This window comes from Rothia sp. HMSC071C12, from assembly GCF_001813895.1.
GTDB classification, from domain to species: Bacteria; Actinomycetota; Actinomycetes; order Actinomycetales; family Micrococcaceae; genus Rothia; species Rothia mucilaginosa.
In genome coordinates this window covers 280610-301856 of the sequence record NZ_KV814378.1, presented here as the reverse complement: position 1 = coordinate 301856, position 21247 = coordinate 280610, and the positions used below count along the sequence as shown (strand labels likewise).

Genomic DNA, 21247 nt, shown 5'->3' with positions numbered 1-21247 from the left:
GAGATGCCTGAAATGAACACAGAAGAGAACCTGCAGTACACTCCCGAACGCGCCGAGCAGCTGCTGCAGAACTACCGCCGCGTGCTTGAGCGTATCCGCGCCGCAGAACAGGACCATAGCGCCGTGCGTACCGAGGTGAGCGCCCCGGTGCAGCTGGTGACGGTCACGAAGTTCTTCCCCGCCTCCGACGCGGCGGCGCTGCTGGATGGGGGAGTGACCCTCTTCGGTGAGAACCGTGACCAGGAGGCGAGCGCGAAGGCTCGTGAGCTTGCCGCCTACTGCGCCCAGCGTGAGGTGCAGCCCCCGCACTGGGCGTTTATCGGCCAGTTGCAGACGAATAAGGCGAAGTCCGTGGTCAAGTACGCCTCCAGCGTGCATTCGGTGGACCGCCCCTCCCTGGCGGACGCCCTAGCGAAGGCGTACGCGAACCAGCTCTCCCGCTTTGAGGTGGGGGAAGCGCCCGCACCCGCCGCGGCGGAGCAGGGTGCGCTGACCTGCCTGGTGCAGGTGTCCCTGGCGGAGGTCGCGACCGCTGGCCACGCTGCCGAGGGCGCGCGCGGCGGTACGAGTGCATCCGAGCTGCTGGAGCTTGTGGAGCGCATTGAGAACCACGAGCACCTGCGTTGCGGTGGCGTGATGGCGGTGGCGCCGCTGGGCATGAACCCGGACGAGGCGTTCGAGAAGCTGTACGGCTTGGCGTCGCTGGTGCGTGAGCAGGTGCCGCACGCGACCGAGATTTCCGCCGGCATGAGCGGCGACCTGGAGGCGGCGGTGCGTTGGGGTTCAACCTGCGTGCGCGTGGGTAGCGACATCATGGGTAAGCGCCCGGCGCTCTAGGCCCTTTAGCCGTTAGTCTTTTCAGCTGATGGGTCTGCTGGCGGCGGCATAATCATCGGTGCCCTGACCACCCGCGCGGGGTGGGCGCTGGTAATATATACATGCCGGTGCATGACGTACCGTCACGCACACACCTTCTGACGAAGCACCACGGCAGACCCTGTACACCACAAGCAAAGAACAGCGAGAGAATCATGGCGAAGCAAAGCCGTCTGGCGGGTTTCCTCGGCCTGGAACGATACCAGGACGCCGAGGCGACGTCGGAAGAATCCCCGCAGGCTGTGCAGGCTGACACCCGCAAGGAGGCGAACGCCTCCGCAGGGCAGGCTGCTACAGCACAGAAGACCGATAGCGCCAACAGGCTCTCAGCACTGCCCGGCTCGGCACAGTACAGCGTCGCCGAGTCGCATGCCGGGTCTCAGGGCGAAACCTACCACCTGCAGGACGAACCCGCCTATACTGAACAGGAAGAGTACCTGCAGGCTGATAGCTACGATGACGGTACAGAAACCGAGTATCTGGACGCAGAAGAACCTGCCGACGGACGAGCAGCCGTAGATGCAGCGGCACACGCCACCGCTCATACACCTGAAACCACAGCTGATCTGGCGGAAACCGAACAGACTTGGGACGACGCCAGCGCAGACAATTGGGAGGACACCCCGGTGCCGAATACCGAATACACCGAGCAGTACGCCGATACGTACTCCAACGACGGCTACTACGAACAGGGCTACGAGCCCGAAGAAACCAACGGATACACCTACGGTTACGAGGAAGAAGAGGACGAATTGCGTCGTATCACCACTATCCACCCCCGCTCCTACAATGACGCAAAGATCATTGGTGAGGCATTCCGCGAGAACATCCCCGTGATTATGAACGTGGAAGAAATGCCCGACGCAGACGCAAAGCGCCTGGTGGACTTCGCATCCGGTCTGGCATTCGCACTGGAGGGCCGCATTGAGCGCGTCACCGCTAAGGTGTTCCTGCTGACCCCCTCCAACCTGGAGGTTCTGGGCGTGGCTAACTCCGAGGTTCCCGCCGGCTTTGAGACCGACGGCGAATTCCCCTTCGACCAGGGCTAAGGACTGATAGATGGGTTATATTTTCGCCCTCATTACGATTATTCTGTACGTTCTCTACGTCTCCATGCTGCTGCGCATGCTCTTTGACTGGGTACGCATGTTCGCTCCGGAGTGGCGCCCCAAGGGCATTGTGTTGCTCTTCGCCAGTGGCGTGTACGCGGTGACGGACTGGCCGATGAACCTGTTGCGTCGTCTGATTCCGCCGGTGCGTGTGGGTAACGTTGCGTTGGATACCGGTTTTCTGATTCTGATTGTTCTGCTGTCTTTCCTGCTGAACATCATGATGACGATTACCGCGAAGCTGTCCTAACGTAGCCCCTCCATCGGAGAGATACGAGAACTAGGCATGAGAGCCCCGCTTGCGCTTGGCATCCTGACATGGGATGACGTGCTGGCGGGGTTTTCTGTACCCAATTTCTGGGCCGAGAAGAACCTCCCGCGAGGGGGGAGAGACGAATACAGCCGGCGTCGAATCATGCGAAATGCACCCGCGAGCAGATATCGAGCTTGATTACGGCGGGGATAGGGATAAACGCAGCGCGTGGTGAATCCCACCCTTGCGCAGAGCGAATATTTTACGATTCAACCGACGTATAACCGGGCACAGAAACCAAAGAATAGTAGAATTGGTGCCAACGACTGCATCGCGGCATAACCATGCCCTGAATCATCGGGACCCTAAAATATTGGGGCCACGCCCTATCTGGCTGGTGAATCCGCGGCACTCAACATCACCACCAAACCCCGTAGGGATACCCAGAGGAGAAGCCCATGGCAATCACCCCCGAAGACCTGATCACTAAGAGCTTCAAGATCGTCACCGAAGAGTCCGGTTACGACCGCAACGAGGTCGACGACTTCCTGGACGAGCTCGTTGTCGAACTGCGCGCACTGTACTCCGAGCGTGACGCTCTGGAGCGTCAGGTCGAGCAGCTCTCCGCAAACGCTCCCGATTCCCCCGCAGCGGCTGTGGCACCCGCACAGTCCTCGGCAGCGCCGGCAGCAGCACCTCAGGATGCAGCAGCACTGCTTGCTATGGCACAGAAGGTTCACGACGACTACGTGGCACAGGGCGAGAAGGCTAAGGCTGAACTGATTGAAGAGGCAGAGAGGAAGGCAGACGCTATGGTGAGCGAAGCTCAGCAGCAGCGCGAAGAGGTTCTCTCTCGCCTCACCGACGAGAAGGAAGAGCTGGAGATCGCTGTTGAGGCTCTGCGCGGCTTCGAGAGCCGTTACCGCTCCAAGCTGCTGCAGCACCTGGATGCACAGGTTCAGGAGCTGAAGAACCTCAAGTCCATCGAGGCTTCCGCATAAATCAGCGTGCCTAAATAAGCTAACGACGCTTTGAAGCGTATGCCGCCCGGATTCTTTCTCTTCCACCGCTATTCACCGGGGAAGATCGAAAGAACCGGGCGGTATTCTCATGCCCGCCCGGCACGGCCTAAAAACCCAGCGTGCAAAGCGGGGGAGAGCACCCGCCACATCACCGCCGAATACTCGATGCGCTACCCCTATTTGCTAAGCTAGAGGGGCACTATCGAACGCGAGCGCACTCCGCCTCCGTACCATGGGGCCTCCGTACCATGGGGCCTCCGCGCCATAGGGCCGGCGCACCGTAGGCGCAACAACCGGAACAGACCGCAGCAACCGGCACAGACTAGAGGAGAGCTATGACCAACACCCCCAAGACTGCTGAATCCTCAGTCGCACAGGTAGCCGATAACGCCGCCGAAGAATCTACTGGTCGCCGCGTGCGCATCCTCTCGGCTCGCTCCGCCGGCATCCTCGCGCTCGTGCTCGCCGCCGTCGTGTTCGCTATCGATCAGGGCACCAAATACCTGGTCGTCACTCAGATGCAGTTGGGGGAGCGCATCACCGTCATTGACGGGCTTCTGTGGTGGTACTCGATCCGTAACTCCGGCGCCGCATTCAGCATGGGCGAGAACGTCACCTGGGTCTTCACCCTCGTCATGGTCGCCGCCGCAGCCGTGGTGCTCTACCTGCTGCGCCGCACCCGCGCCCTGTCCTGGACCCTCGCGCTAGGCGGACTGCTTGGCGGTATCTGCGGCAACCTTTTTGACCGTCTCTTCCGTGAGCCCGGCTTCGGCTCCGGTCACGTGGTTGATTTTATTTCCGTGCCGAACTTCGCGATTTTCAATATTGCAGACTCTGCAATCTGCGTGTGCATGGCGTTCATCGTTCTGCTGAACTTCAAGGGCCTGAACCTCAACGGAACCCGTGTGCAGGCTGACGACAAGAATGCGGCAGAGAAGAGCGCCAAGTAGCTCCCCGTTCCGGCATACGCGCCGACGGTTACGTTGCCGACACACGTGCCTACTAAGACGTTCTCACACAGACGACCCCTCACACAGACAACCTAAGCAAACACCACCCGAAGGAGAGCCGCATGAGCGAAACCACCAACGCCGCCGAAGATACGGCACGCATCCGCGCCGAATTCACCGTTGAAGGCGCGCTCGCCGGTATGCGTCTGGACGCCGCGCTCGCCGGTGCCCTCGACGCGCCGCGCACCCGCACCTCCGGGTGGATTCGTGACGGCCACGTGACCGTGACCAACAACGGCAAGACCGTGAAGATTGGCAAGTCCTACAAGCTTTCCGCAGGCGATGAGGTCGTCGTCGATGCACCCGCACCGCGCGATCTGGCGGACATCCGCCCCGAGAAGGTGGACGGCTTCCGCATCGTGCACCTGGACGAGGACATCGTTGTGGTGGACAAGCCCGCGGGCGTGGCGGCACACCCCTCACCCGGCTGGCACGGTCCCACCGTCATCTCCGCGCTCATGGGCGAGGGCATTTCGGTTGCCACCTCCGGCGCGGCAGAGCGCCAGGGCATTGTGCACCGCCTGGACGTGGGCACCAGCGGCTTGATGGTCGTAGCCCGCAGCGAACGCGCCTACACCGAACTCAAGCGAGCCTTCAAGGAACGCACCGTGGACAAGGTCTACCACACCCTCGTGCAGGGCCTGCCCGACCCGCTACGCGGCACCATTGACGCACCCATCGGCCGCCACCCCGGCAACGAATGGAAGTTCGCCGTGGTTGAAGACGGACGCAACTCCATCACCCACTACGATGTGCTCGAAGCCTTCGGCCCCGCATCCCTGGTGGAGGTGCACCTGGAAACCGGGCGCACCCACCAGATTCGTGTGCACTTCTCCGCGCTGCGCCACCCCTGCTGCGGCGACCTGACCTACGGCGCCGACCCGCGCTTTAGCGCCGAACTGGGTCTGACCCGCCAGTGGCTGCACGCGCACCGCCTGGGCTTCGACCACCCCGGCACCGGCGAGCGCGTGACCTTCACCAGCGAGTACCCGCTCGACCTGTCCTACGCGCTGACCGCTCTGCGCGAGGGTAAGGTTCAGCTCGGCTAAACAGCTCAGCTTGGCTAGACAGCTCAGCTTGGCTAGACAGCTCAGCTCGGCTAGACAGCTCGGCAACTATAGCCGCCCGCGGGCCGTCGCACACAGCTTCACATTCACCGCCCATCCTCCAGCCCACACCTCCAGGAGATTCCCGTGGCAACCAAAGAATTTACGCACCTGCATGTGCACACCGAGTACTCCATGCTCGACGGTGCCGCGCGCCTGGGTGACCTGTTCACCCACGCTAAAGAACTCGGCATGAAGTCCATGGCGACCAGTGACCACGGCTTCCTCTTTGGTGCCTTCGACTTCTGGCGCCAGGCTAAAGCGCACGACATCAAGCCCATCATTGGTGTGGAGGCGTACCTGACCCCCGGCACGCACCGCACCGACCGTTCGCGTGTGCGCTGGGGCGACGGCTCCCGCGATGACGTCTCCGGTGGTGGCGCGTACACCCACATGACCATGTGGGCTGAAACCACCGAGGGCATGCACAACCTGTTCCGTGCCTCCTCGATTGCGTCGCTGGAAGGTCAGCTGTACAAGCCGCGTATGGACCGCGAGGTGCTGCAGACCTACTCGAAGGGCCTGATTGCGACCACCGGCTGCCCCTCCGGTGAGGTTCAGACGCGCCTGCGCCTGGGTCAGTTTGACGAGGCGGTCCAGGCGGCGAGCGAATTCCGCGATATTTTCGGTAAGGATAACTTCTACTGCGAGGTCATGGACCACGGCCTGGACATTGAACGCAACGTCCAGGAGGACCTGCACCGCCTCGCCAAGAAGCTGAACCTGCCCTTCGTCGCCACCAACGACCTGCACTACACCCGCCAGGAAGACCACACCGCCCACGCGGCGCTGCTGTGCGTGCAGTCCGGCTCGACCCTCACCGACCCCAAGCGCTTCAAGTTCGACGCGGATAACTTCTACCTGCGCTCGGCTGAAGAAATGTACGCCCTGTTCGGCGACATTCCCGGCGCGTGCGAGAACACCCTCGAAATCGCTGAACGCTGCAACGTGGAGTTCAACACCAAGGCGAACTACATGCCGAACTTCCCCGTGCCCGAGGGCGAAAACGAGGAATCTTGGTTCGTGAAGGAGGTCGAGAAGGGCCTGCACTACCGCTTCCCGCAGGGCGTTCCCGACACTGTGCGCAAGCAGGCAGAGTACGAGGTGGGGGTTATTACCTCCATGGGCTTCCCCGGCTACTTCCTCGTGGTCGCCGACTTTATCAACTGGGCTAAGCGCAACGGTATTCGCGTGGGCCCGGGCCGTGGCTCCGGTGCAGGCTCGATGGTGGCGTACGCGATGCGCATTACCGATCTGAACCCGCTCGACCACGACCTGATCTTCGAGCGATTCCTCAACCCCGACCGCGTCTCCATGCCCGACTTCGATGTGGACTTTGACGATCGTCGCCGCGGCGAAGTCATCGACTACGTGACCGAAAAGTACGGTGAAGAGAAGGTCGCGCAGATTGTCACCTTCGGCACCATTAAGGCGAAGCAGGCGCTCAAGGACGCCTCCCGCGTGATGGACCAGCCGTACTCGGTCGGCGAGCGCCTCACCAAGGCGATGCCGCCGGACGTCATGGGTAAGAACATCGCCCTGGCGAACGTGTACAACGAAGAGGATAAGCGTTACGCCGAGGCGGCAGATTTGCGCGCCCTCATCGAGGACCCGGTCGATAAGATTTACGGCCAGGTGTTTGAAACCGCGAAGGGCCTGGAGGGTCTGAAACGTCAGTGGGGCGTGCACGCTGCGGGCGTGATTATGTCCAGCAAGAATCTGGTGGATGTGATTCCCGTGATGCGCCGCGAGGCTGACGGCCAGGTCATTACCCAGTTCGATTACCCCACCTGTGAGGGCCTGGGCCTGATCAAAATGGACTTCCTGGGTCTGCGTAACCTCACCATCATCTCCGATGCGGTGGAGAACATTAAGGTCAACCGAGGCATCGACCTGGACCTGGAATCCCTGTCTTTGGACGATCCGGAATCGTACCGTCTGCTGGCGCGCGGTGACACCCTCGGCGTGTTCCAGCTCGATGGCGGCCCGATGCGCTCGCTGCTCAAGCTCATGGAGCCTGAGGAGTTCGAGCACATTTCGGCAGTGTTGGCGCTGTACCGTCCGGGCCCGATGGGCGCGAACTCGCACACCAACTACGCTCTGCGTAAGAACGGTAAGCAGGAGATCGAGCCGATTCACCCCGAGCTGGAAGAACCGCTGAAGGATATTCTGGACACCACCTACGGCCTGATCGTGTATCAGGAGCAGGTTATGGCGATTGCTCAGAAGGTCGCGAACTACACTCTGGGTGAGGCAGACTTGCTGCGCCGTGCGATGGGTAAGAAGAAGAAGGCGGAGCTGGATAAGCAGTACGCTACTTTCCACGACGGCATGATTTCTAACGGCTACTCTGAGGGCGCTATTAAGGCGCTCTGGGATATTCTGCTGCCGTTCTCTGACTACGCGTTCAACAAGGCACACACGGCTGCGTACGGTCTGGTGTCGTACTGGACGGCGTACCTGAAGGCGCATTACCCGCAGGAGTACATGGCTGCGCTGCTGACCAGCGTGGGCGATAACAAGGACAAGCTCGCGCTGTACCTGAACGAGTGCCGCGCCATGGGCATTACCGTGCTCGCGCCGGACGTGAACGAGTCCACCCTGACCTTCGCCCCCGTGGGTGAGGACATCCGCTTCGGCATGGGCGCAATCCGTAACGTGGGCGCGAACGTGGTCGAAGGCATGATTGCCGCCCGCAAGGAGAAGGGCCGCTACGAGTCCTTCAACGACTTCCTGAAGAAGGTGCCGCTGCAGGTGTGCAATAAGCGCACTATCGAGTCGCTCATTAAGGCGGGCGCTTTCGACGACCTGGGCCACACCCGCCGTTCGCTGTCCCTCATTCACGAGGCGGCAGTGGACGCAGCCGTGGCGGTCAAGCGTAAGGAAGCGGCGGGTCAGTTCGACCTCTTCGGTTCCCTCGGCATGGATGACGCCCTGGGTGATGAGCTGACGGTGACCATCCCCGACGTGCCCGAGTGGGACCGCCGTGAGAAGCTGAACTTTGAGCGTGACATGCTGGGCCTGTACGTTTCGGACCACCCGCTGCGCGGCCTGGAGCGTGCGCTCTCGGATGCCGCAAGCCATTCGGTGCACGACATCATTGGTGAAGATTCGCACATGCGCGACGGCGAAACCGTCACCGTTGCGGGCATGCTCACCGGCGTTTCGCGCCGTATCGCCAAGTCCAGCGGTAACCAGTACGCCTCCGTGGAGCTGGAAGACCCCTCGGGCGCAACCATTACGGTCATGTTCTTCTCCCGCGCCTACGAGACGATGGGCGCCGCCCTGGCGGACGACCTCATCTGCTCGATTCGTGGCCGCGTGCAGCGCCGCGACGACGGCAGCGTGAACATGAGCGCGCAGGAACTGCAGATCCTGGAAATCAGCGATGACGGCCGCGCCGCACCCATCACTATCGTGGTACCCGAGTACCTGGTGACCGAGGCGAACCTGAAGGAGCTGAAGGAGACCCTGCGCGACCACAAGGGCACCGCGGATGTGCGCATGCTCGTGCGCACCCGCGATAAGGAGCAGCTGGTGCTGCTGGACCCGAGCGTGCGCGTGGAACCGAACCCGAGCCTCTTCGGTGAAATCAAGACGATTTTCGGTCCGAGCTGCATTCGACGCTAACAACGCACACCCCCCCCGCTGAGGGGAATGACAGGGTGGATTCTGCATAGCAGAGTCCACCCTGAGCGTATATTCACTCACAACATACGGTGTATCCGCTCTATATCACGGTAGAATAGGTATAAATATTCTTGAGCGCTGTATACGCGGGCGCTAGCGCCCAGCCAAGGAGAAACGAATGTACTGCCCCTATTGCAAGCACACCGACTCGCGCGTGGTGGATTCCCGCACCACCGATGACGGCGCCGCAATTCGCCGCCGCCGCCAGTGCACCTCCTGCGCTCGCCGCTTCACGACCGTTGAAACCACCACCATTTCGGTGATTAAGCGTTCCGGCGTGACCGAGCCCTTCGACCGTTCGAAGATTGCCGCCGGCGTGCGTAAGGCATGCCAGGGCCGCCCCGTGGGTGAGGACGATTTGGCGAAGCTCGCCCAGGAGGTTGAGGAGCTGATTCGTGCTCGCGGTCTGGCGGAGATTAACGCGCACGAGGTGGGTCTGACTATCCTGGAGCCGCTGTCGAAGCTGGATGCGGTCGCCTACCTGCGTTTTGCGAGCGTGTACCAGGCGTTTGAGAACCTTGAAGACTTTGAGGAGGCGATTGCGCGTCTGCGTGAGGACCGCATCGCCCAGTAACTAGCTAGATTAGTAACTAGCTAGCCCAGTAACTAACTCAGCGCCGGTAGCCGCTATAGATGAGCGCTGGCATACAGAAAGGGGCTGTTCCCGAGATATCTCTCTCAGGAACAGCCCCTTTAGCTGTAGCTATACTTTACGCTTCGCCGCGGCGCTTGCGTTCCTGCAACATGCCGCCAGCCCACAGTGCCGCACCCACAATACCCGCGTTGTTACGCAGGGCAGCCATGACCATGGGGGTACGAATCTGATCCTCAAAGTAGGGCATGAACTTCTCCGGGTTCTTGGAGATACCGCCGCCAATGATGAACAGGTCGGGGGAGAAGAGCATCTGAACGTGCTCGAAGTAGCGGTACAGGCGCTTGCCGTACTTCTTCCAGGACAGCTCGTGCACCTCGCGGGCACGGGCAGAAGCCTGAGACTCGGCGTTGTGGCCGTCGAGCTCCAGATGACCCAGCTCGGTGTTCGGGATCAGCACGCCGTCGTTGATGAGGGCGGAGCCGATGCCGGTACCCAGGGTGATGACAGCGATCAGGCCGTCACGGTTACGGCCCTGACCGTAGGTTGCCTCAGCCAGGCCCGCTGCGTCAGCGTCGTTGAGGCCGTAGACGGTACGGCCGCCCAGCGCCTCGCTCATGACCTGCTCCAGGTCGGTGTTAATCCAGGAGTCGTCCACGTTCGCTGCGGAGAAGACCATGCCGTTCTTCACCACTGCGGGGAAGTCGATGCCGACAGCGGACTCGGGGTCCGGTGCCAGTTCGCGGCCCTGCAGCTCGTCGACTACGCGGCGTACAACCTCAGCCACAGCGGCGGGGGTTGCGGGCTTGGGGGTGTCGATGCGGAAGCGGTCGGACACGAGGTTACCGGTGCGCAGGTCAACGATGCCGCCCTTAATGCCGGTGCCTCCAATGTCCACACCAATCTGCAGGTCCTTGGGGGTGGGGGCGGGCAGTTCGGTGATGACGCCGGGTTCTGCGTAATCGCTCATGGTTTTCTCTCTTTCGCCCCGCCTACTGCCGTGTAACTGAGGGGAGTGGGCGGGTTTGTTAGTGGGTGAACTGATATAAAAGTGAGGTGCTGGGCTCGTACCTGCACAATACCTGCACAAGTAGGAAACCCAGAGGGCTGCGCTTAGGGCAGGGTCAGGATGTCCGCGCCGTCAGCGGTCACCACGAGGGTGTGCTCGAACTGCGCGGTGCGCTTGCGGTCGCGGGTGACCACAGTCCAGTCGTCGTCCCACAGGTCCCATTCGATGGTGCCGAGGGTCAGCATGGGCTCGATTGTGAAAATCATGCCCTCACGGATCTCAGTGTCGTAGGCGGGTGCCGCATCGTAGTGGGGGATGATGAGGCCCGAGTGGAACTCACGACCCACACCGTGACCGGTGTAGTCGCGAACCACGCCGTAACCGAAACGTGCCGCATACTTCTCAATGACGCGACCAATCACGTTGATCTGGCGGCCCGGCTTCACAGCCTTAATCGCACGGTTCAGGGACTCTTCGGTGCGCTCAACCAGCAGGCGGGACTCTTCGTCCACGTTGCCGACGAGCAGGGTCTTGTTGGTGTCGCCGTGCATGCCGTCCAGGTATGCGGTGACGTCCAGGTTGAGGATGTCGCCGTCCTCCAGCACGGTGGAATCCGGGATGCCGTGGCAGATGACCTCGTTCAGGGAGGTGCACACGGACTTGGGGTAGCCGCGGTAATCCACGGTGGAGGGGTACGCGCCGTGGTCGCAAATGTACTCGTGGACCAGCACGTCAATCTCGTCGGTGGTGGTGCCGGGTACGCAAATCTTGGATGCTTCAACGATGGCGCCTGCCGCAATCTTGCCGGCTGCGCGAACCCGCTCAACTTCCTCGGGGGTGTACATGTTCGAGTCGTTACCCTCGTTGGCGGTGGGCTTACCCACGTACTCGGGGCGAACAATGTGCGAGGGGACCGTGCGCATGGGGGTGATGCGTCCGGGAGTCAGGCAACCCACGGGTGCTCGACCGGGCTCTGCAGGAAGATTGTGCGAAGTATTCGTTTTGGTTGAAGACATAGTTTCATCTTACCGGGCGTGGGCGGGTTGTGTCCCTTGCGGGGGCGCTAAAAAGCGGCGGATACATAAGCCGTACCTTTTTCCCAGATTGTGAATAAAATTTCATGCACCCCAGCGGCAAAACTGTGCGCAGCGGAAGGCAGAGGCGGAAGACCCTGGAGGGGGAGCGCCGTGAGAAGCTCTGCCCGCCTCGTTGCCACGAACCTATGTGCGTGAGAAACTAGAAACACCAGCCCCTCACCGTCGAAGGAGAACCCATGAGTGAGAAGAAAAACCGCCTGAGCGAAGCCATCGAATCGGCGGTCGAAAAGACCCTGAACTCCGCGACCGAAGCCACCAGCCCGCATCCCGAAGAGTACTGGTACAACCTCAAAACCGGCGAGGTTGAGCGCGGCCAGCAGAGCGCCGTCACCTCCCTGTGGGGCCCCTTCAAAACCTACGAGGAGGCGGCACACGCCATGGACCGCGCCCGCGAACGCAACGAAGCTTGGGATAAGGACAGCGACTGGAGCTAAAGATTCAACGCTCCCGGCGTTGTTTGAGGCTACCAACACCACAAAAAGTTTGAGACACAGAAGACCCCCGCACCCGGAACACCGGATACGGGGGTCTTTCTTCATCAAGTTTTTCTCAGGCTTTCTTCTTGAGCTTTCTTCTCAGCCTAAAGCCTACTCAAAAGTGTGCTCAGCCGCCGGGAACTCACCCGAACGAACCTGCTCACGATAAGCACGCGCAGCGTCCTCCATGACCTGACCGACCTGCGCAAACTGCTTCACAAAACGCGGCACGCGACCGGAACGAACACCCATCATGTCCTGCCAGACCAGCACCTGACCGGTCGTCACATTCGAGGCACCAATACCAATCGTCGGCACAGTACCCACAGCCTCATCCACACGGCGTGCGGTCTCGGTAGTCACCATCTCCATGAGCACGCAGAACGCACCAGCCTCAGCCAGAGCCACCGCATCCTCACGAACACGCTCGGCAGCCTCGCCACGACCCTGCACGCGGAAGCCACCCAGGGCATGCTCCGACTGCGGGGTGAAACCAACATGCGCCACCACCGGAATACCGGTACGCACCAGGGCACGAACCCACTCGGCCATCGAAGCATCCGCCTCAATCTTGACCGCGTGCGCGCCGCCCTCCTTCATCAGACGAACAGCGCTCGCAACCGCCTGCTGCGGCGACTGCTCATAGGAGCCGAACGGCAGGTCAGCAACCACCATGGCGCGGGAGGCACCGCGAGAAACCGCCGCAACCAGCGGAATCATCTCATCCAGGGTGATGGTCAGGGTCGACTCGTAACCGAGTACCACGTTCGCCGCAGAATCGCCCACCAGCAGCATGTCGATGCCCGCGCGATCAAAAATCTGCGCAGTCAGGGCGTCATAGCAGGTGAGCATGGAGAACTTCTGCCCGGTCGCCTTAGCCTGCGCCAGGTGAACGGTACGCACCTTCTTGACGGTATCCAGGTCAAAAGGCTTCTCAGTAGAAACAGGCACGGGAGCAGCCGCGGAGGTAGCGGCAGGCTGCGCCGCGTAGGGCGAAGAGATCTCGGAAGAACGCTCAGTAGTCATGCTGACTATTCTAACCCTGCACGGCTCCAACCTGGCGTACCGCTCAGCCCGAACCTAGTTCCAGATGAGGTTAATGTAGTAGGTCGGGAACGACGCAGCAGCGTTCTTATTCATCAGCTCCGGAATAGCGGAAGAAGCATCACTAAACTCACGCGGCAAATCGCGCTGAATGAGCGCCTGCTGCACCAGCGCATCCCAGTACAGCTGCATGATCGAATAGGTGCAGACTTCCTTCACGACGTCCTCCGCGTAGGACTCCCACGCAGGGAGCGCCGCATCGTTATCGAAGAACCCCTCATAGCCCTGGGACAGGCCCGTATCGCAGGCATTCACCGCGTTCTTCGCGTACTGCAGCCAATAGCTGCGGCTCAGCTCATCGGTGGTGTTGAAAGTAAACGCCTCATAGTCTGCCTTCAGCAGGGCGTAAGACGCCTGAATAGAACCGGCAAGTGGGGCGTGCGAGGAGAAGACAATAACGTCCAGAAGAGCAGCGATGTACTCCATCTGCACCTTCTCGTACGCAATGCCGGAAGGCTGCACCGGACCAGAATGCATCTGCACCAGCGCCTCCACCGCGTTGATGAAACGCTCAACGTCGGCGGTAGCCTTCACCATCAGATTCAGCAGACGCTGAACGCACTGATAATCCTCAGACACCTGCGAGAACACGCCAAAAGACAGGATGCCACGCTCAGAAGCAGCCGTCGCCAGAATCTGGTGCGTCAACCGCTGGCTCTCCGCCTCCGCCTTCGCCACGCTTACCAGCAGAGCACCGCAATACGCCAGGGCGCGGCCATCCACCAGCTGAGGCTGCTGCCGATGCAACGGCAGAAGACGCTCATGAATCTGATGGAAAATAGCGCTCTGCGCCAAAGCCTTCTTGCCCAGCTCCTCAGTCTTCAACAGCACAGTATCCGCCGAGAAATCACGGGGCACGAAACGGCGCGCATCCGGCGCAGTAAACGGCGAATAGGGGCGACCCATCACCGGCTGCAACAGCGACATCGTGGTAAACAGCGAAAAACGAGCCGCCACCGGATACAGCGAATCCGGGTAGTTCGGCGCATCCGGCGCGTTGACACGCTCCGTGCACAGAGTCAACCAGGTCTGCTCCACCGCCCGATCAGACGTAATGCCAACACCCATACCCAGGATGCTCTCACCGAACGCCTCCGACGGAAGCTTGCCGGGGTTCATGGCACGCGCCTGCATGAGCGCCACAGCCAGCTCCACCGTATAGTTCGTGCGGCGCTTCTTGCCCGCTTCGTCAAGGTGCTGGAACGGACGCACACCCGCAATCTTCTGGCCGCGCGCCAGCGTATGCAGCTCCTTATTCATGGCGAACTGCTGCGGGTTACGCTGCATCATCTTCGACACCTCGTAAGCGCTCTTACGGTTCAGCTTCTCACGGCGCTGAGCACCCTCAGCCGACAGCGCATCATACTTGCCGCGGCTTGCGTGAACGTACCAGGAACGAATTACCTGAAGCGGCAGGAAGAAGAACGTGTACTTCCACGACCAACTAAAAATAATGACCGGAATAGCCGCGCTCGACCCCAAACGGCCCGTGTAACCGGTCCAGATGAACTCCACAAACGCACCAACCAGCGCCCACAACGCCAAAGTGCGAACCCTAAACGCCACTCGGGAGGGGCGGTCCAGCAGGTAGGTCGCACCACCGGTCTTGTTATTCTTCATGACGGTCGGGCCAAAGACCGCAACCGCAAAAAGACAGACCAGATACAACACCAAGAAAACAATGGGGGCAGCAATAAGTAGCAGCCACTCAAGCCCGGTGGGGTCAGCAGCAACCAGTGTGCTTGCCGCTAGAGGAATCTGTGCGGGCGCCACCTGTGCGGGTAGCGCCTGCGAAGCTGATGAGAGAAGAACGGAATGTAGCATACCCCCATTATCGCAAGGCGCCCCCGAACACGCCCCGCGAACCGTCATCTGCCAGGTATCTGAACACAACCATATGCTAGGTATCTGAACACAACCCGCACCGCAGAAAGCGGGGGAGCGGCCCCGATACCGCCCAGAATCTGAGCTACCGCGGCACACGAAAAGAGAATTTACACAAACGAAACCTCCCACCCACCCGCCACACAGCAGAACCCGATAGGCTAGATAACAACAGGACACACGCCGGGGCAAGGAGGCGCCAGCACCGCTGGTACACAACCCGCCGCAACCCCTTGGAAGCCCAAGGGACACGCAGGACCTTCCGCAACAGGGTCTTCTTCACCTCGGCAGCAAATTTAGCGCGCCTCCGCCACCCACAGACGGGTACCACGCGGATGCGCGCCCGCACCGAGAGGGCAACTCATGGACCGCCAACAGGAATTCGTACTGCGCACCATCGAAGAGCGCGACATCCGCTTCATCCGCCTCTGGTTCACCGACGTGGTCGGCACCCTCAAATCCGTTGCGCTCGCACCGGCTGAAGTAGAAAGCGCCTTCGATGAGGGCCTAGGCTTTGACGGCTCCTCGATTGAGGGTTTCTCCCGCATCTACGAATCCGACATGTTGCTGCAGCCGGACCCCTCCACATTCCAGATCCTGCCCTGGCGCGGTGAAGAAGACATCACCTCCCGCATGTTCTGTGACGTACTCACCCCCGACGGTGAAATCAGCGCATCCGACACCCGCGGCGTGCTCAAGCGCGTACTCAACAAAGCTGCGGAGATGGGCTTCACCTGCTACACCTCGCCCGAAATTGAGTTCTATCTGCTCGAATCCTCCAAGCTCGGCGCCGACGGATTCCCCGTGCCCGTGGACTACGAATCCTACTTCGACCACACCCCCGGCGGCATCGTGCAGGACTTCCGCCGCAAGGCAGTGACCATGCTCGAAGAAGTTGGCATCTCCGTCGAATTCAGCCACCACGAAACCGGCCCCGGCCAGAATGAAATCGACCTGCGCCACGCCGACGCCCTGCAGACCGCCGACAACGTCATGACCTTCCGCACCGTCATCAAGGAAGTCGCCTACTCGCTGGGCATGTACGCAACCTTCATGCCCAAGCCCTTCACCAAGTACGCCGGCAGCGGCATGCACACCCACTTCTCCCTCTTCGAAGGCGACACCAACGCATTCTTCGAAGCCGGCGCCGAATACCAGCTGTCCAAGACCGCGCGCCACTTCATCGCCGGTGTGCTCAAGCACGCCCCCGAATTCACCGCGGTCACCAACCAGTTCATCAACTCCTACAAGCGCCTCTGGGGCGGCGGCGAGGCACCCTCCTACGTCTCCTGGGGCCACAACAACCGCTCCGCCCTCGTGCGTGTGCCTCTGTACAAGCCGAACAAGATGCAGTCCGCCCGCATCGAGTACCGCGGCCTGGACTCAGCATCGAACCCGTACCTCGCCTACGCGGTGATTCTCGCAGCAGGCCTGAAGGGCATCGAAAACGAGTACCCGCTCATGCCCGCCGTGACCGAAGACCTCGCCGCCATGACCAACGCCGAACGCCGCGCCATGGGCTACAACCCGCTGCCCGCGTCCCTGCGTGAAGCCATCAATATCACCGAAGAATCCGAGTTCATGGCGGAGGTTCTGGGCGAGCAGGTCTTCGAGCAGTTCCTGCGCAATAAGCGCGCCGACTGGGACCAGTACCAGGCTCAGGTGACCCCCTACGAGCTCAAGCACAACCTCGGAATCCTCTAACGGCTGGATCCTCTCACCTCCTCACAGGATGAGTGAGCGCTGACAGCCTCAGGGCGGTACCCGCTACCGGTAACACGCCGGCGGGTACCGCCCACAGGTGTATCAGCATCGCTTTTTATCCCGCCGAAATTTATACTCTCTACCCACAGTTCTCACGCTATGACTGACAGCTCTCACTACCCGGTCACCGGGCTCATCCGCATTGTTGACCCCGCCAAAGAACCCAAGCCGCTGACCGACATCGCCCCCGATGCGCTCGACGACGAGCAACGCGCCGAAGCCGAACGCAAAGCCCAGCTACGCCTGCGCACCCGCATGATCGCCACCGGCTTCCACGACCCGTCCAAGGCAGAACGCTGGCTCAACGCACCCGAACTGAAGCACGTCTCGCAGGATGCGCTCTTTGCCGGGCTGCGCCTCGCGCCCTCACCGGATATTGCCCTGCCCGCCCTCGTGCGCCTCATCGAGAAGCACCCGGCGGTCGCCGAACGCGCCAACCGCGGCGACAAAGAATTCGGCATGTACCGCCTGCTCGGCGCATCCCAGGCGATTGGCGATTTTCTCTACCGCCGCCCCGAACACATTGACCCGCTCTTCGACACGCAGGTGTACCCGGCTGAGAGCGCGCTGATTCGCTCCCAGCACCCGGCGTCGATTCTGCCGGAAACCGACGGGGAATTCCTGACCCCCATCGCACCGCTGGACACCCCCTACCGCCGTGACATCCTCACCGCCCTCGGTGCCGACCCCCACGCGGAGCGTCCGCGCGCTGCCGCCGAGCAGACCGGCAAAGACGGCTACGTGACCCTGCGCGTCGCCTACCGCGCCGCCCTGGCGCGCATCGCCCTGCTCGACGTGTGCTGTGAAGACCCGGTCGAAATGATGCCCACCATCGGTCGTCACCTCGCCGATTTGGCTGCCGCCGCGCTGGAGGGTGCACTCGCCATTGCCCGCACCGAAGTGGCGGAGGGGCTGGGCCCCGGCCTGGCGGCTCCTCGCCGAGGCGAAGCCGTAGACGCCCTGGACTTGGCGATTATCGGTATGGGTAAGTGCGGTGCCCGCGAGCTGAACTACATCTCTGACGTTGACGTGGTGTACGTGGTTGCGCCCGTGGAACCCGCCACCGCTGGCGCCGCGCCTCATGCCGGGGCAGAAGGGGAGAGCACCCCGCTCAAGCTCACCGAGAACGAATGTTCCACCATCGGCACGGAGCTCGTGCACGCCCTCACCCGCGCCATCATGGGCCCCGCACCCGAACCCGCCCTCTGGGAAGTCGACGCGAACCTGCGACCCGAAGGCAAGGACGGCCCGCTCGTTCGCACCGTCGAATCCTACGTTCAGTACTACAAGCGCTGGGCGGAAAACTGGGAGTTCCAGGCGCTGCTCAAGGCGCGCCCCATCGCCGGTTCGGCGCAGCTGGGTGCCCGCTACGCCCGCGCCATTGACCCCTTCGTGTGGGAGTCCGCCGCCCGTGAATCCTTCGTGGAATCCGTGCAGGCGATGCGCGCCCGGGTGACCGACAATATTCCCTCGAACCAGGTGGACCGCCAGATTAAGCTGGGTCCGGGCGGCCTGCGCGATATTGAGTTCACCGTGCAGCTGCTGCAGCTCGTGCACGGTCGAACCGACCCCGCTGTGCGCACCAAATCCACCGTGGATTCCCTCGCGGCGCTGACCGCCGTCAGCTACATTAGCCGCACCGACGCCGAAGCATTCAGCCGCGACTACAAGAAGCTGCGCGTGCTCGAGCACCGCATCCAGTTGCAGCAGCTGCGCCGCACCCACCTGATGCCCGAGAAGGAAGCCGAACAGCGCGCTCTTGCCCGCTCGATTCTCTCCCCGGAACGCAACGGCACGCTCTCCGCCGAGCAGATGCTGAAGGCGTGGCAGAAAATTAAACGGAATGTCCGTTCTCTGCACGAGCGAATCTTCTTCCGCCCGCTACTCGCCGCTGTCTCCACGCTCAGCCGCGACGAAGTGGTGCTCAGCGAACAGGCGGCACAGGACCGTCTTGCGGCGCTGGGCTACCGCGACCCGCGCGGCGCCATGCGCCACATCAAGGCACTCACCACGGGACTTTCCCGTAGCGCAGACATTCAGCGGCACCTCATGCCCGTGCTACTGGGCTGGTTCGCCCGCGGCGTGGACGCGGACGCCGGTCTGCTCGGATTCCGCATCGTCTCCGAATCGCTCGGCAGCACCAGCTGGTACCTGCGCATGCTCCGCGACTCGCCCGCAGCCGCCGAACGCCTCAGCCAGCTGCTCTCCAGCTCACGCCCCATGACCGACCTGCTCGAGGACGCTTCCGCCTCCATCGCCTGGCTGGACAAGGTTGCCGACCTCAAACCGCTGGGGGAAGAAGCGCTCGCCTCCGAAATTTCCTCCCTGCTGGCACGCCACGCGGACGCCGCCGAGGCGATGCGCGCCGTGCGCTACCTGCGCCGCCGCGAAACCCTGCGCACCGCCATGGGCTGGACCCTGGGCATCGTCGACATTGAGGACACCTGCGCCGGTCTTGCCGCCATCGACGAGTGCACAATCGGTGCGGCGCTACAGATTGCCCTGCGTGAACTCCAGACGGCACCGGAAGGCGCCGAACCCGCCGAAGCTGAGGCGGTAGCGGGGGAGAAGCTGCTCACCCGCATCGCCGTCATCGGCATGGGCCGCCTCGGCGGCGCCGAGAACGGCTTCGGCTCCGACGCGGACGTCATGTTCGTCCACGAACCCCTCGACGGGGCCGACGAAGACACCGCACAGGAACAGGCGGCACGCATCGTCAACCGCACCCTGACGCTCCTCAAACAGCCCGTCAAACCCGCCATTCGCGCCGAACGGCCCCTCGAAGTGGACGCCGACCTGCGCCCCGAAGGCAAGCAGGGCGCTATCGTGCGCTCGCTGGACTCCTACCGCTCCTACTACGAACGCTGGGCGGAAACCTGGGAGTTCCAGGCGCTCACCCGCGCCCGCCCCATCGCGGGCGACGAGGCGCTCGGCGAGGCTTTCGTGGAGCTCATCGACCCGTACCGCTACCCGGCAACTTTCACGCCCGAACAGGTGCAGCAGATTCGCCGCATGAAAGCGCGCGTTGAAAACGAACGCATGCCACACGGTGCCGACCGCACCCGCCAGCTCAAGCTCGGCCGCGGCGGACTATCCGACGTGGAATGGCTCGTCCAGCTCGTACAGCTGCGCCACGCGCACGCCGTGCCGGGGTTGCGCACCACCTCCACCCTGAAGGCGCTAAACGCCGCGGTTGAAGCGGGGCTGGTCGAGGCCGCGGACGCTGAAATTCTCAGCGGCGCCTGGCTACTCGCCACAAAGATTCGCGGCGGCAACGTACTGCGCGGCGTGCGCCAATCCGACACTCTACCCTCGGGACGCGCCGACCTGGAAGCAATCGCCCGCTGGTGCGGATACCCCGCCGGTAGCGCACGCGCCCTCGAAGAGGACTACCTGCGCCAAACCCGCAACGCCCGCAAGGTCTACGAACGCCTCTTCTTCGAAGAGCTCTAAAAAGATTCCAGAAAAACATGAGCCTGGCGTATTTGCCGGTGCGGATTTCTGATGCGGATTTCATAGGGGAGGGGCGGGGAACCTGGCTCCCCGCCCCTCCTTTTCGTGTCCTTGTGAAAAATTTTGTGGACGTTTCGCGGACATCGTGTGCCCGCCGCTGCCCTCACGGGAACAGTAACCACCCCAAAACCCCAAAAATGTGACCGGCACCATGAAAATAAATTTTGCTCGCGCACCTCAAAAACGAGCCCAAATACCCCGTTCTGCCCCGGAAACACGCGGAACACAATATGATCTACAAAGGATTTGGCAAACACTCAAAAACCCCGTATAGTATTTACCTGTCAGCACGACGGAGCGAAAAACTCCAACGGAATGATTCAAATTGAATACGCTGATATGCGGTTGTAGCTCAGTTGGTAGAGCACCACCTTGCCAAGGTGGATGTCGCGAGTTCAAGTCTCGTCAACCGCTCGTAAGGACTCCAAGAGTTCGAACGCGTTCCCTCGTGGAGCGTATGCGGTGAGGTGGTCGAGTGGTTAGGCAGCGGCCTGCAAAGCCGTGTACGCGGGTTCGAATCCCGTCCTCACCTCGCAACAAAACAACTGTTTTGTGAGCGCGATTGGCGCAGCGGTAGCGCGCTTCCCTGACACGGAAGAGGTCACTGGTTCGATCCCAGTATCGCGCACAGATAAAGCCCTTAGCTTTCGAGCTAAGGGCTTTTGTGTTTATGTTTTCATTTTCTTGGTTTGCGGAGGGATGGTGCCCTCCTTGTTCCTACAGGGGACCCGCCCTCGCTTCG

General features: G+C 61.7%; 14 protein-coding genes, 3 tRNA genes and 1 pseudogene. 14 read left to right on the top strand and 4 right to left on the bottom strand.

Annotated elements, in window-relative coordinates; genetic code table 11:
- Positions 1 to 3 precede the first annotated feature (3 nt).
- The 8 genes and pseudogenes from HMPREF2942_RS08925 to nrdR all read left to right on the top strand — a co-directional run bounded on the left by HMPREF2942_RS08925 (position 4) and on the right by nrdR (position 9640).
- The gene (locus HMPREF2942_RS08925) at positions 4 to 837 is read left to right on the top strand and encodes a YggS family pyridoxal phosphate-dependent enzyme (protein WP_049360261.1); all 834 of its coding nucleotides are present in this window, start codon (positions 4 to 6) and stop codon (positions 835 to 837) included.
- Between the two features lie 776 nt (positions 838 to 1613).
- Positions 1614 to 1925, top strand: a pseudogene (locus HMPREF2942_RS09570) (cell division protein SepF); the annotation flags it as partial.
- A gap of 10 nt (positions 1926 to 1935) precedes the next feature.
- Positions 1936 to 2235 carry a YggT family protein gene (locus HMPREF2942_RS08915; protein ID WP_070629514.1) on the top strand — a complete coding sequence of 100 codons (300 nt, stop codon included), beginning with the start codon at positions 1936 to 1938 and terminating at the stop codon, positions 2233 to 2235.
- Between the two features lie 461 nt (positions 2236 to 2696).
- A complete protein-coding gene (locus HMPREF2942_RS08910; protein ID WP_049352995.1) occupies positions 2697 to 3239 on the top strand; it encodes a DivIVA domain-containing protein in 543 nt (180 codons plus the stop codon).
- A gap of 356 nt (positions 3240 to 3595) precedes the next feature.
- Complete coding sequence (gene lspA / locus HMPREF2942_RS08905; protein ID WP_141755606.1) at positions 3596 to 4210, top strand: signal peptidase II; 615 nt, start codon at positions 3596 to 3598, stop codon at positions 4208 to 4210.
- 122 nt (positions 4211 to 4332) lie between these two features.
- A complete protein-coding gene (locus HMPREF2942_RS08900; RefSeq protein ID WP_005506532.1) occupies positions 4333 to 5319 on the top strand; it encodes an RluA family pseudouridine synthase in 987 nt (328 codons plus the stop codon).
- Positions 5320 to 5463: 144 nt separating this feature from the next.
- On the top strand, positions 5464 to 9006 hold the full coding sequence (dnaE, locus tag HMPREF2942_RS08895) for a DNA polymerase III subunit alpha (RefSeq protein ID WP_070688899.1): 3543 nt from the start codon (positions 5464 to 5466) through the stop codon (positions 9004 to 9006).
- Between the two features lie 178 nt (positions 9007 to 9184).
- Positions 9185 to 9640 carry a transcriptional regulator NrdR gene (gene nrdR, locus HMPREF2942_RS08890; protein WP_005506525.1) on the top strand — a complete coding sequence of 152 codons (456 nt, stop codon included), beginning with the start codon at positions 9185 to 9187 and terminating at the stop codon, positions 9638 to 9640.
- A gap of 136 nt (positions 9641 to 9776) precedes the next feature.
- On the opposite strand, the gene ppgK is transcribed toward nrdR, so the two are convergent.
- Both ppgK and map read right to left on the bottom strand, forming a co-directional pair.
- Positions 9777 to 10628, bottom strand: coding sequence for a polyphosphate--glucose phosphotransferase (ppgK, locus tag HMPREF2942_RS08885; RefSeq protein ID WP_070688898.1), 852 nt, complete (start codon positions 10626 to 10628; stop codon positions 9777 to 9779).
- Between the two features lie 143 nt (positions 10629 to 10771).
- Positions 10772 to 11683: a type I methionyl aminopeptidase gene (gene map, locus HMPREF2942_RS08880; protein ID WP_070688897.1), complete on the bottom strand. Its 912-nt coding sequence runs from the start codon at positions 11681 to 11683 to the stop codon at positions 10772 to 10774.
- A gap of 257 nt (positions 11684 to 11940) precedes the next feature.
- Here map and HMPREF2942_RS08875 point away from each other — a divergent pair, with 257 nt between their 5' ends.
- Positions 11941 to 12198, top strand: coding sequence for a hypothetical protein (locus tag HMPREF2942_RS08875; RefSeq protein ID WP_083313480.1), 258 nt, complete (start codon positions 11941 to 11943; stop codon positions 12196 to 12198).
- Between the two features lie 153 nt (positions 12199 to 12351).
- Here HMPREF2942_RS08875 and panB read toward each other — a convergent pair whose 3' ends face one another.
- Both panB and HMPREF2942_RS08865 read right to left on the bottom strand, forming a co-directional pair.
- The gene (gene panB / locus HMPREF2942_RS08870) at positions 12352 to 13266 is read right to left on the bottom strand and encodes a 3-methyl-2-oxobutanoate hydroxymethyltransferase (protein ID WP_070688896.1); all 915 of its coding nucleotides are present in this window, start codon (positions 13264 to 13266) and stop codon (positions 12352 to 12354) included.
- A 54-nt stretch (positions 13267 to 13320) separates the two neighbouring features.
- Entirely contained in the window at positions 13321 to 15168 is a 1848-nt protein-coding gene (locus tag HMPREF2942_RS08865; RefSeq protein ID WP_070688895.1) for a geranylgeranyl pyrophosphate synthase, read from the bottom strand.
- 423 nt (positions 15169 to 15591) lie between these two features.
- Here HMPREF2942_RS08865 and glnA point away from each other — a divergent pair, with 423 nt between their 5' ends.
- The 5 genes from glnA (at position 15592) to HMPREF2942_RS08840 (ending at position 21133) form a co-directional block, all read left to right on the top strand.
- Positions 15592 to 16932, top strand: coding sequence for a type I glutamate--ammonia ligase (gene glnA / locus HMPREF2942_RS08860; RefSeq protein WP_049340701.1), 1341 nt, complete (start codon positions 15592 to 15594; stop codon positions 16930 to 16932).
- A gap of 159 nt (positions 16933 to 17091) precedes the next feature.
- Positions 17092 to 20445, top strand: coding sequence for a bifunctional [glutamine synthetase] adenylyltransferase/[glutamine synthetase]-adenylyl-L-tyrosine phosphorylase (locus tag HMPREF2942_RS08855; protein WP_210399428.1), 3354 nt, complete (start codon positions 17092 to 17094; stop codon positions 20443 to 20445).
- Positions 20446 to 20846: 401 nt separating this feature from the next.
- Positions 20847 to 20919: transfer RNA gene (locus tag HMPREF2942_RS08850), tRNA-Gly, on the top strand.
- 47 nt (positions 20920 to 20966) lie between these two features.
- Positions 20967 to 21037, top strand: a tRNA-Cys gene (locus HMPREF2942_RS08845).
- 24 nt (positions 21038 to 21061) lie between these two features.
- A tRNA-Val gene (locus HMPREF2942_RS08840) sits at positions 21062 to 21133 on the top strand.
- Positions 21134 to 21247 lie beyond the last annotated feature (114 nt).

Coding starts and splice junctions, on each gene's coding strand:
- HMPREF2942_RS08925 (WP_049360261.1), top strand. CDS start 4: ATGCCTGAAATGAACACAGAAGAGAACCTGCAGTACACTCCCGAACGC.
- HMPREF2942_RS08875 (WP_083313480.1), top strand. CDS start 11,941: ATGAGTGAGAAGAAAAACCGCCTGAGCGAAGCCATCGAATCGGCGGTC.
- panB (WP_070688896.1), bottom strand. CDS start 13,266: ATGACTACTGAGCGTTCTTCCGAGATCTCTTCGCCCTACGCGGCGCAG.
- lspA (WP_141755606.1), top strand. CDS start 3,596: ATGACCAACACCCCCAAGACTGCTGAATCCTCAGTCGCACAGGTAGCC.
- ppgK (WP_070688898.1), bottom strand. CDS start 10,628: ATGAGCGATTACGCAGAACCCGGCGTCATCACCGAACTGCCCGCCCCC.
- glnA (WP_049340701.1), top strand. CDS start 15,592: ATGGACCGCCAACAGGAATTCGTACTGCGCACCATCGAAGAGCGCGAC.
- HMPREF2942_RS08865 (WP_070688895.1), bottom strand. CDS start 15,168: ATGCTACATTCCGTTCTTCTCTCATCAGCTTCGCAGGCGCTACCCGCA.
- nrdR (WP_005506525.1), top strand. CDS start 9,185: ATGTACTGCCCCTATTGCAAGCACACCGACTCGCGCGTGGTGGATTCC.
- HMPREF2942_RS08915 (WP_070629514.1), top strand. CDS start 1,936: ATGGGTTATATTTTCGCCCTCATTACGATTATTCTGTACGTTCTCTAC.
- HMPREF2942_RS08910 (WP_049352995.1), top strand. CDS start 2,697: ATGGCAATCACCCCCGAAGACCTGATCACTAAGAGCTTCAAGATCGTC.
- HMPREF2942_RS08855 (WP_210399428.1), top strand. CDS start 17,092: ATGACTGACAGCTCTCACTACCCGGTCACCGGGCTCATCCGCATTGTT.
- map (WP_070688897.1), bottom strand. CDS start 11,683: ATGTCTTCAACCAAAACGAATACTTCGCACAATCTTCCTGCAGAGCCC.
- HMPREF2942_RS08900 (WP_005506532.1), top strand. CDS start 4,333: ATGAGCGAAACCACCAACGCCGCCGAAGATACGGCACGCATCCGCGCC.